Below are 15,594 nucleotides of genomic sequence, written 5' to 3'. Positions count from 1 at the left end.
GTTTCAACGCATCCGCCCACGCCATCCGATCACCCGATTCACAGCACCCGGAACTCCGCCATGAACCAGCACAACGCTCTGCTGTCCCAGTCCGCCGTTGCCCTGCGCCGCCTGATCGGCAGCAAGGAACTCTCGCCCGTCGAACTGCTGGACGCCTGCATCGACCGCATCGAAGCGGTCAACCCGCTCATCAACGCGGTCACGGCCACCTGCTACGAGCGCGCGCGCGGCGAAGCCCGCGCCGCCGAGCAGGCGGTCATGCGCGGCGACGCGCTCGGCCTGCTGCACGGCCTGCCGCTGGGCGTGAAGGACCTCGAGGCCACCGCCGGCCTGCTCACCACCTACGGCTCGCCGCTCTACCGCGGCAACGTGCCCGCGCAGGACAACGTGCTGGTGGCGCGCCTGCGCGCGGCCGGCGCCATCGTCACCGGCAAGACCAACGTGCCCGAGATGGGCGCCGGCGCCAATTCGCGCAACGTAGTGTGGGGCGCCACCGGCAACCCGTTCAACCCCAACCTGAACGCGGGCGGCTCGTCGGGCGGCTCGGCCGCGGCGCTGGCCACCGACATGCTGCCCGTGTGCACGGGGTCGGACACCGGCGGCTCGCTGCGCATTCCGGCCGCCAAATGCGGCGTGGTGGGTTTCCGGCCGTCGCCGGGCGTGGTGCCCAGCTCGCGCAAGCTGCTGGGCTGGACGCCGATCTCGGTGGTCGGGCCGATGGGCCGCACGGTGGCCGACGCCTGCCTGCAGCTGGCCGCCTCGGCCGGCCTGTCGGCCGGCGACCCGCTCACCTATGCGCTCGACCCGCTCTCGTTCCTGCTGCCGCGCCACGTCGACCTGGGCTCGCTGCGCGTGGGCTGGACCGAGGACTTCGGCGTGTGCGCCGTCGACGACGACATCCGCAAGGTGTTCCGCGCCAAGATCGCCGCGATGCGGCACCTGTTCCGCAGTTGCGACGAAGTGAAGTTCGAGCTGGGCGAGGCGCACCGCTGCTTCGACGTGCTGCGCGCCGAGAGCTTCGTCGCCGGCATGCACGAGGCCTACCAGCGCGACCCCGCCAGCCTGGGCCCGAACACGCGCGCCAACTACGAGATGGGCGCGAAGATGTCGCTGGTCGATTCGGCCTGGGCGCAGGCCGAGCAGACCCGCATCCTGGGCCGCTTCCAGGCGGCGTTCGAAGACTACGACGTGATCCTGTCGCCGACCACGCCGGTGTCGCCGTTCCCGTGGACCGAGCTGTACGCCGAGACCATCAACGGCGAGAAGCAGGAGAACTACTACCGCTGGCTGGCGCCCACCTACGTGGTCACGCTGACCACGCATCCGGCCATCAGCCTGCCGTGCGGGCTGGACCACGCCGGCCTGCCGTTCGGCCTGCAGGTGGTGGGCCGCTTCCGCGCCGACCACCAGACGCTGGGCGCGGCGCACGCGATGGAACAGGCGTTCGCCGCCTCCGACGTGCTGCGCCGGCCGCTGCCGGACCTGTCCAAGCTGCGGCCGGCCGACCCGCCGCTGCGCTCGATCGTCACCGCGCCGCCGGTCCTCGACGGCGCGGGCGCGGCGAGCGGGGTGTCGGCGGTCTAGCGTCCGTCCCGATACCGATCTGGCGCGGGCCCGGCCCGCGGGTCAGCCCGCCCGCAGCGCCCGGATCGCCGCCGGCGCGCCGTGCAGGAACATGTCGACCTGCTGGCGGATGACCGCGTCCACGTTGGCCGGCACCTTCAGGCCGTAGACCCACTTGCGCACGCCGATATAGAAGATGGCCGCATGCAGGCTCCAGATCATCTCGATCTCGGCCTCGGTTTCCGCCGCGTTGCGCGGGGCGGCGATGCCGAAGGCTTCCCGGACCTCGGCCAGCACGGGCAGGAACACCTTGCTGCGCAGCTTGCTGAGGTATTTGTTGTTGATGCCCTCGTGGGTCAGGCCGGCGAAGATGAACAGGCGGATCCATTCCTCGCGCAGAATCACCGAGGCATAGTCGAGGTAGAACGCCTGGAGCCGCTCGGCCAGCGGCTTCGCGCGGTCGGCGATCTGGCGGTCCCAGTCGGGGCGCCACTGGAATACCTCGTGGTAGACCCGGTCGATGAGCGCCTCCTTGCTCTCGAAATAGCGATAGAGCAGCGGCTGGGTGACGCCGATCTGGCGGGCCAGCTCGCGCGTGCTGCCGCCGAAGCCGTTGCGCGTGAAGTGCTCGATGGCCTTCTCGACGATCTGCTGTTCCCGTTCCTCGGGCAGCAACCGCCGCGTGCCCTTGCTGGCGGTCTCGTCCGGAGTGGGGGTGGCGGGTGGCTCCATGACTGTCTCTCTCGGCTTCCGGCATGCGGACGATGTCCGGATTCTACCAATCGCCCGATAAACGAGAAGGCGGGGAGCGTGTTCGCCTGTTTGTCCCCCGCCTTGCGCCATGCCGCCCGGGTCAGGCGCCGGGTTTGCCGGCGATGCCGAGTTCGCAGTCCACGCGCTGGTTCTGGTAGGCATCGCGCTCCCAGGCGCCGCGCGCGGAGCGGTCCGTCACCGAGAACGCATAGATGCCGGCGAACGCCACCAGCATCGAGAACAGCGCCGGATACTCGTACGGATAGATGGCCGCGGCGTGCCCCAGCACCTGCACCCACACCGTCGGGCTCAGGATCGTGAGGACGACCGCGGTGACGAGCCCGAGCGTGCCGCCGGCCACGGCGCCGCGCGTGGTCAGGCCGCGCCAGTAGACCGAGAGCAGCAGCACCGGGAAGTTGGAGCTGGCGGCGATCGAGAACGTCAGGCTGACGATGAAGGCGATGGTCTGCTTCTCGAACAGGATGGCGAGCAGGATCGACAGCACGCCCAGCACCAGCGTGGTGACGCGCGACACGCGCATCTCTTCCCGGTCGGTCGCCTTGCCCTGGCGCAGCACCGTGGCGTAGAGGTCGTGCGAGATCGCGGAGGAGCCCGCCAGCGTCAGCCCGGCCACCACGGCGAGGATGGTCGAGAACGCCACCGCGCAGATGAAGCCCAGGAACACGTTGCCGCCCACCGCATGCGCCAGGTGCACCGCCACCATGTTGACCCCGCCGATCACGGCGCCGGCGCCGTCGTGGTACCGCGGCTCGCGGGCCACCAGCGCGATGGTGCCGAAGCCGATCACGATGATCAGCGCGTAGCCGGTGCCGACGATGCCGGTGGCGTAGAGCACGCTCTTGCGCGCGGCCTTGACGTTGCCGACCGTGAAGAAGCGCATCAGGATGTGCGGCAGGCCGGCCGTGCCGAAGATCAGCGCCAGCCCGAGCGAGACCGCCGACACCGGGTCCGAGACCAGGCCGCCGGGACGCATGATGGCGTCATGCCTGCCGTGCGCCGCGATGGCGTGCTCGAACAGGCTGTTCAGGCTGAAGCCGAAGCGGCTCATGACCATGAACGCCATGAACGCGCAGCCGGCCAGCAGCATCGCCGCCTTGATGATCTGGATCCACGTGGTGGCCAGCATGCCGCCGAAGAACACGTACACCACCATCAGCACGCCGACCAGCACCACCGCCGAGGTGTAGTCGAAGCCGAACAGCAGCTCCACCAGCTTGCCGGCGCCCACCATCTGCGACACCAGGTACAGCAGCACGATCACCATCGAGCTCGAGGCCGAGAACGCCCGGATCGGGCGCTGCCGGAGGCGATAGGAGAGCACGTCGGCGAGCGTGTAGCGCCCCAGGTTGCGCAGCGGCTCGGCGATCAGGAACAGGATGATCGGCCAGCTTGCCAGGAACCCGATCGAATAGATCAGGCCATCGTAGCCGCTGGTGAAGACCAGCGCGGAAATGCCCAGCAGCGAGGCGGCGGACATGTAGTCGCCGGCGATCGCCCAGCCGTTCTGCATGGCGGTGATCCTGCCGCCGGCGGCGTAGTGGTCGGCCACGCTGTGGTTGCGCCTGGCGGCCCAGCGCGTGACGGCGAGCGTGGCGGCGACGAACGCCACGAACATCGCGATGGCGATCATGCTCATGCCCTGGCCCACCGGCGACGTCGCCGCCAGGGCGGGGCCGGCCGCGGTCAGCACGGTGAGCGCGGTGAGTGCGGTCAGCATGCGGTTCATGGCTGCGCTCCCTTGCGGATGTCCGCGATCATGCCGTCGTAGACGGTGTTGGTGCGATGCACGTAGATGGCCACGAGCGCGAACGTGAACGCGAACATGCCGAAGCCGACCGGGATGCCGACGCTCATCGGCTGGCCCGCCACCAGTTGCCGGGCCAGCAGGTCGGGGCGGAACGCCAGCGTGAGGATGAAGCCGAAATAGACCAGCAGCATGGCCGCGGTCAGCGTCCACGAGAAGCGCCGGCGCGCGCGCTGCAGGCGCTCGAAGGCCGGCTGGCCCAGCATGGCGTGCGGTATGACCGGGGTATCGGTCCCGGCGAGATCGAGATGCGCCGGATAGGGGGCGGCTTGGGGCATGGTTGTTGTCTCCGAATGGATGTTGTCCGCGATGGTTCAGAATTGCCGCGACACGGCGGTCTCCCGCATCACCGCCTCGGGCGTGCGGTAGCGCTCCGCCATCGCGCGGTCCTGCTCGCTCTTGAGCTGCGCCTGCATGTAGGCGCCGAGATGGCGCGCGTGCTCGACGACCGCCTGCCCGACCTGGACGCGCTCGGCGCTGTACGCCCGCAGCGCCGCCTCGACGCACCGGTGCGCCGCCAGCGCGCGGGCCAGCGCCACCGCGTCGCCCGCCGCCTTGGTGACGCCCATGCCGCAATGCGGGCGCGCCACGAACGCGGCGTCGCCGAGCAGCGCGATGCGGCCGAAGGCCATGCGCGGCACGGTCAGGTCGTAGATCGGCTGGAACAGCGGCTGGGCGGTGCGCGCCACCACCTCGGCGAACTGCGGCGCCAGCAGCGTGGCGGCGGCGCTCTCCATGTCGGCGAGCACGTCGGCGCGGATCAGGCCCGGCGGGATGCCGGCGCGCCAGCACTTGCCGCTGGCGTCGGTCAGCAGGTCGGCCAGCGCGTCGTCGGGCGTGGCGCGATACCAGACGAAGTTGTAGCGGCGCTGGCCCGGCGCGATGCTGTTGCCGTCGCCGGCGACCGGATAGCCGAGGATCTGCTCGCGGGGCGGCAGGCAGAAGGCGAACTTGCCGAAGATGGCCGCGTGCGTGGCCGGCGACAGCCGGGCCTCGTCGACCAGGCCGCGCCAGGCGATATAACCCGCGTATTCGAGCCGCGCCGAAGGCAGCAACTGCTCGCGCAGGCCCGAGCGGAAACCGTCGGCGGCGACGACGAGGTCGGCGCGGTGCGTCGATCCGTCCTGCAGCGTGACCGTGGCGTGGTCCGCATGCGACTCGACCGCGCTCACGGCGGCGCCGGTGCGGTAGACGCCGGGGAACGCGCGGCCCAGCACGTCGTACATCTTGCCCCAGGCCGTCAGCGTCTGGGGCAGCTCGCGCGCGGACACCGTGGCGCCGTCGCGCGCCAGCGTGACGCGGGTATCGACGCGCACGCCGATGCCGTCGTCGACCGCCACGCCGGCCGCCGCCAGCGCCTCGAACAACTCCGGATGCGTGACGATGCCCGCGCCGCGGCCGGTCAATGCCTCCGGCGTGCGCTCGAAGACCTCGACGTCCCAGCCGTTGCGCGCAAGCAGATTGGCGGCAAACAGTCCGCCCAGCGAGCCGCCGACGACGATCGCCCTGGGTTGCGTGTGCTGCGCGGGATTCATGCCAGTGCTCCAGTCCGTGCCTGCGCCTCTGCGGGCAGGTCCAGGCCCGCCACTTCCCCGGCCGGGTAGTTGAGTTCGATCGTCACGCCCGAGGGATCCTCGATGAAGACCTGGTGCAGGCCGAGGCTCGGCACCGTGCGGTCGCGCCACGCGATGCCTTCCGCGCGCAGCGTCTGCCACATCTGCGCGACGCCGGTGGCCAGGAAGGCGATGTGGTCGAGCGTGCCGGTGCCGGGCTCGGACACCGGCTTGTCGCCAAGATAGGCGGTCAGGCCGGCCGGGTCGTCGGGATCGATGCCGATGATGTGCACGGTGCCGTAGCTACCCTCGTCGCCGCCCATGTAGAGCCACGCGCCGGGAAACGCGAACGGCGGGCGATACCCGCGCCGGAACCCGAGAACACGTTCGTAGAACGCGCACGACCGCTCCAGGTCGGTCGTGCGGATGGAAAAATGTGCGAGCTTGCCCAGCGCCATCGCTGCTCCTTTCAAGTTATCGTACGATCAGTGATCGTTTGATAAATTATAGGGAGGATGCCGGGCCGGACCAAGAGAGCAGGGGGTGGGATTTACCCTGACGCGCGGGCGCGCCGTGTTCCGCTTTCTGGATTTTGGATTCTGGAAGGGATGCGGCGCCGGCGGCCGGCGCGCGAGGGGGCAAGACGGATCGTCGGGTCGTCGGTTTCAGGCGGCGCGCTCGGCAGGCCGCCTTCCGCCCCGGTCCGGGCAGCGCAACCGGGGTCCGGCGCGGAAGGGGCGGGCGTGGGTAGCCGCGCCGACGCCCAGCCCGACGTGCGCCGCCGCGACGCGGGCATCGGCTACCTGTACGCGATGTCCAGGCGCACGGATCTCCACGCCAACGCGCTGTACGACAAGCTCAGCAACCAGGGCAGCGGCATGACGGCCGGAGTCGGCATCCGGCACAAATTCCGAGCGTTCTGAGCGTTCCGAGCGCGGCGCGCGCGCCCGCGCGCGGTCAGCGCTCGGTCTCGCTGCGCACCAGCAGGACCGGCTTGTGGCTCTTCTGCAGCACGCCTTCCGACACGCTGCCCATCACCAGGCGCCGCAGGCCGCGTCGGCCATGCGTGCCGAGCACGATCAGGTCCGCGTTCTGGCGGTCCGCTTCGGCCACGATGGTGCTGGAGATCTGCCCGGGAGAGACGGGTTTCTCGATCAGCTGGGTGGTGTGGCGGATGCCGGCTTCCGCGAGCCGCCTGGCGGCCGTGGCCAGCGCTTCGCGGCCCAGGGTGAGGATGCTTTCCACCAGCTTGTTGGGGTCGTAGGCGCCGACCGGGAAGAAGGCGTCGCTGTCGTCCGCCACGAACAGCGCCTCCACCTCGCTGCCGGTCGCCTTGGCGATGATGATCGCCTGGCTGATGGCGAGGTCGGAAGAATGGCTGCCATCCACGGCAAGCAGGATTTTCTGGTACATGGCGGGTCTCCTTTCAACGTTGTCATGGCGCGCCCGGCGAGGGCGCGCGTCCTTCTTGCAGCATAGGTGACGGCGGCGGCGGGTGCTTGACGCATATCAAGCGTTGGCGCCGGTGCTTCCGCGTGCTCATCGCGTGCTCATCGTCCGCTCCTGGTCCGCCTATCGCCCGGCCGGCTTGCAGCCGCCGCCGCAGTAGAGCCAGGAGCGCTCCGCGTCGTTGACCGCGATGCGGAAGTCCAGCGCCGCCGGCTTGCGGCCGGCGGTGAACTTCCGGGTCTGCGAGACGCCCTGGTAAGTGATGCGCGCGCGGTAGCTGCCGGGCGGCAGCTTCACGTAGAGAAACGGCCCGGACGTGACCAGCGAGAACACCGGCTTGCCCCGCGCGTCGGCGAGCGCCACCGCCACGTCGGACAGCCATTCGCCGGTGCGGGCGTCGGCGAACTGCATCTGGACGTTGAACGCGGCGCGCATCGAGCGCATCCGCGCGGCTTCGTCCGCGCCGATGCCGCCGGACAGGTAGGCGATGCCGTCGCGCTGCTCCACCCGCGGCGGGTTCGGGCCCAGCGGCGTGGCCGGCGGCGCGGTCGCCGCCGGCGCGGCCGCGGCGTGCAGGCAGACCAGCAGGGCGGCAAGCGCGTGCTTCCACGGCGCGGGAAAAGGGCGGTGACATGGCATGGTCGGGCTCCTGGTGTCCATGAGGCGCGGGCGTCGCCAACGCGCCGGCGCCGCCGGCGATCCGTCCCTGCATCGTAGGCAACGCCGGCGCTTCGGCATTGATCCCGGTCAGCCGCCGCGGCAATGCGCGGACATGCGCCGTCAGAGGCCCGGGCTTGACGTGCGTCATGTCCCGCCGGGCCGCGGCATCCAGAATGGATACGCGCGCGCCGCCATGCCGCCAGCCGGAGCGGCCCGGGAGAGGGCGCGGGAATCACACGGAGAATGCGATGCATCGGAAGCAGCAGCAGGGCAGGTGGTGCCGTCTTCTGTGCCGGGCCGTGCTGCTGCCGGCGCTGGCGCTCGCCGCGCTGTCGGCCGGCGCGCAGGCGCCTGGCGCGCAGCGCGGGGTTCCCGTGCTGGTCTATCACCGCTTCGGCCCGGTGGCCGCGGACAGCATGACGGTGCGCACGGCCACGTTCGAGGCGCACCTGCGCATGCTTGCCGCGCACGGCTACCACGTCGTGCCGCTGGCCGACGTGGTGCGGTGGCAGCAGGGCGGGCCGGATACGCTGCCGGAGCGGGCCGTGGCGATCACGGCGGACGACGGCCATCGCTCGGTGTTCGACGTGATGCTGCCGATCGCGCGGCGCGAGCATGTCCCGGTCACGCTGTTCATCTATCCCTCGGCGATTTCGAGTGCCGCCTATGCGCTGACCTGGGATCAGTTGCGCGCGCTCAAGGAGACCGGCCTGTTCGCGGTGCAGTCGCACAGCTACTGGCACCCGAACTTCAACACGGAACGCAGGCGCCTCGCGCCCGAGGCGTTCCGCGCGTTCGCGCACATGCAGCTGCGCCGCGCGCGCGAGCGGCTGGAGCAGGAGCTGGGCGGCCCGGTGCGGTGGCTGGCGTGGCCGTTCGGCATCCATGACGAGGAACTGATGGCGATCGCCGCCAGCGAGGGCGTGGAGGCGGCCTTCTCGCTGCAAGGCAGCGCGGTCACGCTGGCGTCGCCGCGGCTGGCGCTGCCGCGCTTCCTGATGACCGACGCCTGCGGCGACGGCTGCCTGGCGCGGATGCTGGCGCAGGCAACCGCGCCGGCCTCGCCCGCCACGTCCCGGTCGCAGACATCCCCGCCGCACGCATCCCGGCCGCGGGCCGGAGCCGCGCAATGAGCGCCCTCGCGCGCCGCCTGTGCGGCTTCGCGCTGGCGCTGGCCGCGTGGCATGGCGCGGCGGCGGACACCGTCACCGGCACCGTCGTCGATGCGCACACCGGCGCGCCCCTGGCCGGGGCCACGGTGGTGGTGATGGACGATGCCGCCGCGTCCGCCCAGACCGGCGCGGACGGCGGCTTCGCGCTGGCCGCGCCGCCGCCGGGCGCGGGCATCGGCATCGGCATCGGCGCCAGGGCTCCCGGTTATGGCCGCGCGCTCGCCACGGCCACCGGCGGCGCGCCGGTGCGGCTGGCGCTGACGCCGGTGCGGCCCCGCGCGGTCTACCTCTCGGTGTTCGGCATCGGCAGCGCGGCATTGCGCGACGCCGCCGTGGCGCTGCCGCAGGCCAGCGCCATCAACGCGCTGGTGATCGACGTCAAGGGCGACCGCGGCATGACGCCTTACCGGAGCGCGGCGCGCGACGCCATCGGCGCCAGCGCGCAGGTCAAGGCACCCGCGCCGCTGGTGCGGGACTTCCCGGCCTTGCTGGCCGGGCTGCATGCGCGCGGGCTGTACCTGATCGCGCGCATCGTGGTCTTCAAGGACGAGCCGCTGGCCGCCGCGCACCCGGACTGGACCGTGCGCGACGGCCAGGGCGCGGTGTGGCGCGACCGCGAGGACCTGCGCTGGATCGATCCCTTCGAGACCGAAGCCTGGCAGCACAACCTCGACCTGGCGGAGGAGGCGGCGCGCATGGGCTTCGACGAGATCCAGTTCGACTACCTGCGTTTCCCGGATGCCGGCGGGCTGCGCTTTTCGCGGCCCAACACGCAGGACAACCGGGTGGCCGCGATCACCGGCTTCCTGCGCGCGGCGCGCGCGCGGCTGGCCCGCTACAACGTGTACATCGCGGCGGACATCTTCGGCTACGTGTGCTGGAACCTCGACGACACGGCGATCGGCCAGCAGCTCGAATCGCTCGGCGCGGCGCTGGACTATATCTCGCCCATGCTCTATCCCTCGGGCTTCACCTGGGGCCTGCCGGGCTGCACCCGGCCGGTGGAGCACGCCGGCGAAATCGTGGCGCGCTCGCTGGCCGAGGCCAGGAAGCGCACCGGCCTGCCGGGCGTGCGCTTCCGCCCGTGGCTGCAGGCCTTCCGCGACTACGCCTTCGACCACCGCGAGTTCGACGCCGACGAGATCCGCGCGCAGACGCAGGCCGCGGACGCCGAGCAGACCGACGGGTGGATGCTGTGGAATCCGCGCAACTGCTACGATCCGGCGCAGTTGCCGCAGTTGCCGCAAGCGGGGCAGCCGGCACAACAACCGGCGCAGCGAGCGCAACCGGCGCAGGCAGCGCCCCCGGCCAGATGAACCATCGCGCCGCGCGCCGCGCGCTGTCCGCCGTGCTGCTGCTCGCCTGCGCGCTGGCGCGGGGGCAGACCGCGGCCCCGGCCACGGAGCCGGCGACGGCCGCCGCGCGCGAACAGCTGCGCGCCATCGTCGAGGGCCAGATCGGCGCCGGCAACATTCCCGGCGCGGTCGTGCTGGCCGGCGACGCCGGGCACATCCGCTACCAGCTTGCCGCCGGCCGGCGCGCGGTCCTGCCGGCGAGCGAGGCGATGAGCGCCGACACCGTGTTCGACCTCGCCTCCGTCACCAAGGTGATCGCCACCACCACCGCCGTGCTGCAACTGAGCGAGCGCGGCGCGGTCTCGCTGGACGCGCCGGTGGTCCGCTACCTGCCGGCGTTCGGCGCCGCCGGCAAGGAGTCCATCACCGTGCGCGAACTGCTCGCGCATACCTCGGGCCTGCCCGCCGGGTTGCCGCCGCGCCGGCGCGCGGGCGACGGCGACGCCGTGCGCGAGGCGATGAACCTGGCGCCGGTGGCGCCGCCCGGCGAGCGTGTCATCTACAGCGACGTCAATTTCGTCGTGCTCGGCGAACTGGTCCGGCGCGTGGCCGGGCAGCCGCTGGACGCATGGTGCCGCGACCACGTTTTCGCGCCCCTGGGCATGCGCGACACGGGTTTCCTGCCCGGCCCGCAGACCGTGGCGCGGACCGCGCCGACGGCGCCGCGCGGCGGCCGGATGCTGCGCGGCCTCGTCCATGACCCCACCGCGGCGCGCCTGGGCGGCGTGGCCGGCAATGCCGGCCTGTTTTCCACCGCGGCGGACCTGGCGCGGTTCGCGCAGATGATCCTCAACGGCGGGCAGGCCGGCGGCACCCGCGTGCTGCGGCCCGAGAGCGTCGCGCTGCTGGCGGCGCCGGCCACGCCGCTGGCCGCCGGCGCGTGGCGCGGCCTGGGCTGGGCGCTGGCCGCGCCGCTCGCGGCCAACCGCGACCGCCTGCCGCCGCTGGGGATGCTGGAGCAGACCGGCTACACCGGCACCGGCGTGTGGATCGACATGGTGAGCGGGCGTTTCGCCGTGATCCTGAGCAGCCGCCTGCATCCCGGCGACCAGGGCAACGCCGCGCCGCTGCGGCAGCAGGTGCTGGCGCTGCTGGCCAGCGAGACGCCGCCGCTGGCCGCGCAGGCGATCGGCGCCGCCGTGCCGGGCACCGCCGCGGCGCTGGCGTGGAGCATGCGCCTGCCGCCGGCCGCGGGGCCGGTGCGCAGCGGCATCGACGTGCTGGAGGCACAGGCGTTCGCGCCGCTGGCGGGCCTGCGCGTGGGGCTTGTCACTAACCGCAGCGGCTTCGACGGCAGCGGCGCGCGCACCGCGGACGTGCTGGCGCGCGCGCCCGGCGTCACGCTGGCGGCGCTGTTCGCGCCCGAGCACGGCCTGGGCAGCGATGTCGACGCGCCGCTCGGCGATGCGGTCGACGCGGGCACCGGCGTGCCGGTCCACAGCCTGTACGGCGCGCACCGGCGCTTCGCGCCGGCGACGCTGGCGGGCGTGGACGCGCTGGTATTCGACGTGCAGGACGCCGGCGTGCGCTTCTTTACCTACATCACCACGCTCGGCTACATGCTGGAGGCCGCCGCCGCGCGCGGCGTGCCGGCCTTCGTGCTGGACCGGCCCAATCCGCTCGGCGCCGACCGCTTCGGCGGCCCGCCGCAGGACCCCGGTCAGGCGTCGTTTACCGGCTACTTCCCGCTGCCGCTGCTGCACGGCATGACCGTGGGCGAGCTGGCCCGGATGTTCAACAGCGAGCTGGGCATCGGCGCCGACCTGCGCGTCGTCGCCATGCAGGGCTACACGCGCGGCATGCGCTTCGCCGACACCGGCCTGGGCTGGGTGCCGCTCTCGCCGAACCTGCGCGACGCGGCGCAACTGGACCTGTATGCCGACGTCGGCCTGATCGAGGGCGCGAACGTCAGCGTGGGGCGCGGCACGCCGACGCCGTTCGCGCTGGTGGGCGCGCCGTGGATCGCCGCGCGGGAACTGGCCGCCTACCTGAACGAGCTGGATGCCGGCGCGCGCTTCGAGGCCACCAGCTTCGTGCCGACCGAAGGCCGCTATCGCGGCCGCCTGTGCCAGGGCGTGTCGATCCGGCCCGGCGCGGCGCCGAGGCCGCCGGGCCGGCTCGGGCTGGCGCTGGCGATCGCGCTGCACGCGCTGCACGCAAAGCAGTTCGACCTGCCCGCGATCCGCGCGTCGCTGGGCTCGGCCGAGGCCTGGCGCCTGATCGACGCGCACGCGCCGCTGGCCGAGGTCGAGCGGGCGGTGTCGGCGCAGGGCGCCGGCTTCGCCGCGCAGCGCGCGCGCTTCCTGATGTACTGACGCGGCCGGCGCGCCGGCCGCGATGGCAACGCCCGCACGGGCATCGACGGAGGAACAGCGAATGACGACGAAAACGGCGGTCCGGATTGGCGGCGGCGCCCGCGCGCGCGCCTGGTGCGGCGCCGCGGGACTGGCCGCGCTGCTTTGCGCGGGATGCGCGTCGGGGCCGGACTGGTGGCGCCCGCCGCGGCCCAAGGCCGGCGCGGCGGCGGTGATGCCGGCTGGCGCCGGGGCGGGAGGCGAGCTTCGCGTCGCCGGAGACGGGCGGCCGGCGGTCTGCCGGCGGGTGGACGCGGCCTAGAACCGGCGATCGGCGATCGGCAATCGGCAGGCCCGCGCTTCCCGGCCGGAGCGCCGGCGGCGCCGGGTGTCAGGCGTCAGGCGTCAGGAAGCGTGCGCGACCGCGCCGGGCTGCGCGGCCGGCGGCGTCTGCAGCGTCTGCGGCGTCGTTGGCGTCGTTGGCGTCTGCGCCGGCGGCGCATGCAGCAAGGCGTCGAGGGCCGCGCGGTCGACCACCTCGGTGGCCAGCAGCAGGTCCGCCAGCGCCGCCAGTTCGGCGCGCCGGGTCTGCAAGGTCTGCCGCACGCGCTCGCCGGCGTCGGCCAGCAGGTGCCGCACCTCGTCGTCGATCGCTTCGGCGGTGCGCTCGCTGTAGTCGCGCGGCTCGCGCGGCGCCGCCGCGGGATCGGGCTCGAGCGGGCTGGCCAGGCGCTCGTAGGTGGCAAAGCCGAGCTTTTCGCCCATGCCGTAGCGCGTGACCATCTGGCGCGCTATGTCGGTCGCGCGCTGCAGGTCGTCCTGCGCGCCGGTGGAGGCATCGCCGAACACCAGTTCCTCGGCGAGGCGCCCGCCCAGCAGCACGTCCAGGCGGTCGAGCAGCTCGCTCTTGCGCAGCACGTAGCGGTCCTCGGAAGGCGTCTGCCGGGTATAGCCCAGCGCCGCGATCCCGCGCGGAATGATCGAGATCCGCGACACCTTGTCGGCATACGGGCGGTTCTCGGCGACCAGCGCGTGCCCGGCCTCGTGGTAGGCGATGATGCGTTTCTCGAGCGGATTCATCACGCGGTTCTTTTTCTCCAGGCCGCCCACGATCCGCTCCAGCGCATCGTCGAAATCGGCCATGTCGACCGCGTCCTTGCCGCGGCGCGCGGCCAGCAGCGCCGCCTCGTTGACCAGGTTGGCGAGGTCGGCGCCGGCGAAGCCCGGCGTGCGCGCGGCGATCTGCGCGATCTGCGTGCCGGGCGCGAGCCGCACGCCGCGCACGTGCACCTGCAGTATCTGCTCGCGCCCGCGCAGGTCGGGCCGGTCCAGCGGCACGTGCCGGTCGAAGCGGCCGGCGCGCAGCAGGGCCGGGTCGAGGATCTCCGGGCGGTTGGTGGCGGCCATGATGATGACGCCCTTGTTGGTGTCGAAGCCGTCCATCTGCACCAGCAGCTGGTTCAGGGTCTGCTCGCGCTCGTCGTTGCCGCCGGCCATGCCGAAGCCGCGCGCCTTGCCGAGCGCGTCGAGCTCGTCGATGAAGATGATGCAGGGCGCCTTGGCCTCGGCCTGCGTGAACAGGTCGCGCACGCGGGCCGCGCCCACGCCGACGAACATCTCGACGAAGCTGGCGCCGCTGATGCTGAAGAACGGCACGCCCGCCTCGCCCGCCACGGCCCGCGCCAGCAGCGTCTTGCCGGTGCCCGGCGCGCCCAGCAGCAGCACGCCCTTGGGCAGCTTGCCGCCGAGCCGGCGAAAGCGCTCCGGCGCCTTCAGGTATTCCACGATCTCCATCAGCTCGGCCTTGGCCTCGTCGATGCCGGCCACGTCCGCGAACGTGACCCCGGTATCGGTCTGCATGTAGATGCGCGCCCGGCTCTTGCCGATCTCCAGCAGGCCGCCGGTGGCGGAGCCCATGCGCCGCAGGAAATAGCCCCAGATGGCGACGAAGATCAGCGCGGGCAGTACCCAGGAGAGCAGGGTGCCGAGCCACTGGCTGTCGACGTCGCCGACGAAGCGGATCTTCGCCGCCTCCAGGTCCTGCGTCAGCGCCGGGTCGCCGACCCGGACCGTGGTGAAGCGGCGCTCGCCGCCGCCCGCGCCGCGCAGCGCGTCGGCCTGCGGGCCGGCCAGGATGGTGCCGAGGTCGCGGGTGTCCACCGTGCCGCGGATTTCCCGCTCGCCGACCACCAGGTCGTGCAGCTTGCCGGCCTTGAGCAGGACCTTGAAGTCGCTGTACGCCAGGCCTTGCTCGGCGCCGGTGCGCAGCAGGGTCTGCATGGCCGCCATCAGCAGCAGGGCCGCCAGCAGGTAGACCAGGGAGAATTGTCGGTGCCGTTGTTCCATGCTGTCCTTGCCAGATGAGTCCGGTCCGTGCCCGTGCGGGTGCCCGGAGACGCGCCCGGCACGCGGCGTCGCCGCCGGGCGGGCGCCGTGGATGACGCTAACCGCAGTATTGGCCACGTGCCGCCACGGCGCTTGATGCAGCGCAAATCCGATGGCGGACGACGTTGCAGAATGGAGTGAACGCGCATCGGCGCGAGCGGAGACCCATGATGGCGGCACTGACTGCACTGACCGACGAGCAACGCAACGGCCTGGCCCTGGTGCTGGATGGCCGGGAAAAACAACTGCGCGGGCAGATCGAGGCGGCGCAGGCCGCCCGCGTCGTCGCCACGCGGCCCGAGCCGGGCGATGCGTCCGACATCGCCGAGGAAGACGACGCGGACCAGGCGATGGTGGCGCGCCACCGCGTGGAGCTGGCCGACATCGCCGCCGCGCGCGTCCGGCTGGCCGGGCATACCTATGGCGTGTGCGTGGAGTGCGGGGCGCCCATCCCGTACGAGCGCCTGCAGGCCTACCCGACCGCCAAGCGCTGTATGCCGTGCCAGCGCGGGCACGAGCAGGCGCGTTCGGCCGGCGGCGCCTGATCGGCGGGGCCACCCGGGCCGTTCGTCCAGGCCCGGCCCC

The 15,594-nt window shown here is 72.4% G+C and carries 15 protein-coding genes; 7 read left to right on the top strand and 8 right to left on the bottom strand.

What is annotated here, in order from left to right; all coding sequences use genetic code 11:
* Positions 1-60: 60 nt before the first annotated feature.
* Positions 61-1,584, top strand: a complete 1,524-nt coding sequence (locus AC3WXD_RS10925) for an amidase (protein ID WP_492323691.1) — start codon at positions 61-63, stop codon at positions 1,582-1,584.
* A 42-nt stretch (positions 1,585-1,626) separates the two neighbouring features.
* On the opposite strand, the gene AC3WXD_RS10920 is transcribed toward AC3WXD_RS10925, so the two are convergent.
* From AC3WXD_RS10920 to AC3WXD_RS10900, 5 genes are all read right to left on the bottom strand, one after another.
* The gene (locus AC3WXD_RS10920) at positions 1,627-2,295 is read right to left on the bottom strand and encodes a TetR/AcrR family transcriptional regulator (protein ID WP_082079671.1); all 669 of its coding nucleotides are present in this window, start codon (positions 2,293-2,295) and stop codon (positions 1,627-1,629) included.
* Positions 2,296-2,416: 121 nt separating this feature from the next.
* Positions 2,417-4,054, bottom strand: a complete 1,638-nt coding sequence (gene actP, locus AC3WXD_RS10915) for a cation/acetate symporter ActP (protein WP_492323792.1) — start codon at positions 4,052-4,054, stop codon at positions 2,417-2,419.
* Between the two features lie 5 nt (positions 4,055-4,059).
* Positions 4,060-4,419, bottom strand: coding sequence for a DUF485 domain-containing protein (locus AC3WXD_RS10910; RefSeq protein WP_492323690.1), 360 nt, complete (start codon positions 4,417-4,419; stop codon positions 4,060-4,062).
* A gap of 36 nt (positions 4,420-4,455) precedes the next feature.
* A complete protein-coding gene (locus tag AC3WXD_RS10905) occupies positions 4,456-5,676 on the bottom strand; it encodes an FAD binding domain-containing protein (protein WP_492323689.1) in 1,221 nt (406 codons plus the stop codon).
* A complete protein-coding gene (locus AC3WXD_RS10900) occupies positions 5,673-6,152 on the bottom strand; it encodes a VOC family protein (protein WP_492323688.1) in 480 nt (159 codons plus the stop codon). The genes AC3WXD_RS10905 and AC3WXD_RS10900 overlap by 4 nt, the downstream gene beginning before the upstream one ends.
* A 285-nt stretch (positions 6,153-6,437) precedes the next feature.
* Here AC3WXD_RS10900 and AC3WXD_RS10895 point away from each other — a divergent pair, with 285 nt between their 5' ends.
* Positions 6,438-6,617 (top strand): hypothetical protein, encoded by a 180-nt coding sequence (locus AC3WXD_RS10895; protein WP_492323687.1) that lies wholly within the window; start codon positions 6,438-6,440, stop codon positions 6,615-6,617.
* A gap of 34 nt (positions 6,618-6,651) precedes the next feature.
* Here the strand turns inward: AC3WXD_RS10895 and AC3WXD_RS10890 are convergent, their stop codons facing one another.
* Both AC3WXD_RS10890 and AC3WXD_RS10885 read right to left on the bottom strand, forming a co-directional pair.
* On the bottom strand, positions 6,652-7,107 hold the full coding sequence (locus tag AC3WXD_RS10890; protein ID WP_059413191.1) for a universal stress protein: 456 nt from the start codon (positions 7,105-7,107) through the stop codon (positions 6,652-6,654).
* Positions 7,108-7,266: 159 nt separating this feature from the next.
* Positions 7,267-7,782, bottom strand: coding sequence for a hypothetical protein (locus tag AC3WXD_RS10885; protein ID WP_059413190.1), 516 nt, complete (start codon positions 7,780-7,782; stop codon positions 7,267-7,269).
* Positions 7,783-8,051: 269 nt separating this feature from the next.
* On the opposite strand from AC3WXD_RS10885, the gene AC3WXD_RS10880 reads away from it, so the two are divergent.
* The 4 genes from AC3WXD_RS10880 (at position 8,052) to AC3WXD_RS10865 (ending at position 12,946) form a co-directional block, all read left to right on the top strand.
* Positions 8,052-8,936 carry a polysaccharide deacetylase family protein gene (locus AC3WXD_RS10880; protein ID WP_492323686.1) on the top strand — a complete coding sequence of 295 codons (885 nt, stop codon included), beginning with the start codon at positions 8,052-8,054 and terminating at the stop codon, positions 8,934-8,936.
* Complete coding sequence (locus tag AC3WXD_RS10875; protein ID WP_492323685.1) at positions 8,933-10,291, top strand: putative glycoside hydrolase; 1,359 nt, start codon at positions 8,933-8,935, stop codon at positions 10,289-10,291. The genes AC3WXD_RS10880 and AC3WXD_RS10875 overlap by 4 nt, the downstream gene beginning before the upstream one ends.
* The gene (locus AC3WXD_RS10870; protein WP_492323684.1) at positions 10,288-12,645 is read left to right on the top strand and encodes an exo-beta-N-acetylmuramidase NamZ domain-containing protein; all 2,358 of its coding nucleotides are present in this window, start codon (positions 10,288-10,290) and stop codon (positions 12,643-12,645) included. The genes AC3WXD_RS10875 and AC3WXD_RS10870 overlap by 4 nt, the downstream gene beginning before the upstream one ends.
* Before the next feature lie 61 nt (positions 12,646-12,706).
* The gene (locus tag AC3WXD_RS10865) at positions 12,707-12,946 is read left to right on the top strand and encodes a hypothetical protein (protein WP_492323683.1); all 240 of its coding nucleotides are present in this window, start codon (positions 12,707-12,709) and stop codon (positions 12,944-12,946) included.
* An 83-nt stretch (positions 12,947-13,029) separates the two neighbouring features.
* On the opposite strand, the gene ftsH is transcribed toward AC3WXD_RS10865, so the two are convergent.
* Positions 13,030-14,970: an ATP-dependent zinc metalloprotease FtsH gene (gene ftsH, locus AC3WXD_RS10860; RefSeq protein ID WP_492323682.1), complete on the bottom strand. Its 1,941-nt coding sequence runs from the start codon at positions 14,968-14,970 to the stop codon at positions 13,030-13,032.
* 206 nt (positions 14,971-15,176) lie between these two features.
* On the opposite strand from ftsH, the gene AC3WXD_RS10855 reads away from it, so the two are divergent.
* Complete coding sequence (locus AC3WXD_RS10855; RefSeq protein WP_059413186.1) at positions 15,177-15,554, top strand: TraR/DksA family transcriptional regulator; 378 nt, start codon at positions 15,177-15,179, stop codon at positions 15,552-15,554.
* Positions 15,555-15,594 lie beyond the last annotated feature (40 nt).

This window comes from Cupriavidus sp. FW216-B1 (assembly GCF_058789195.1).
The sequence above is the reverse complement of the archived record's forward strand: the minus strand, read 5'-3'. Positions and strand labels throughout refer to the sequence as shown.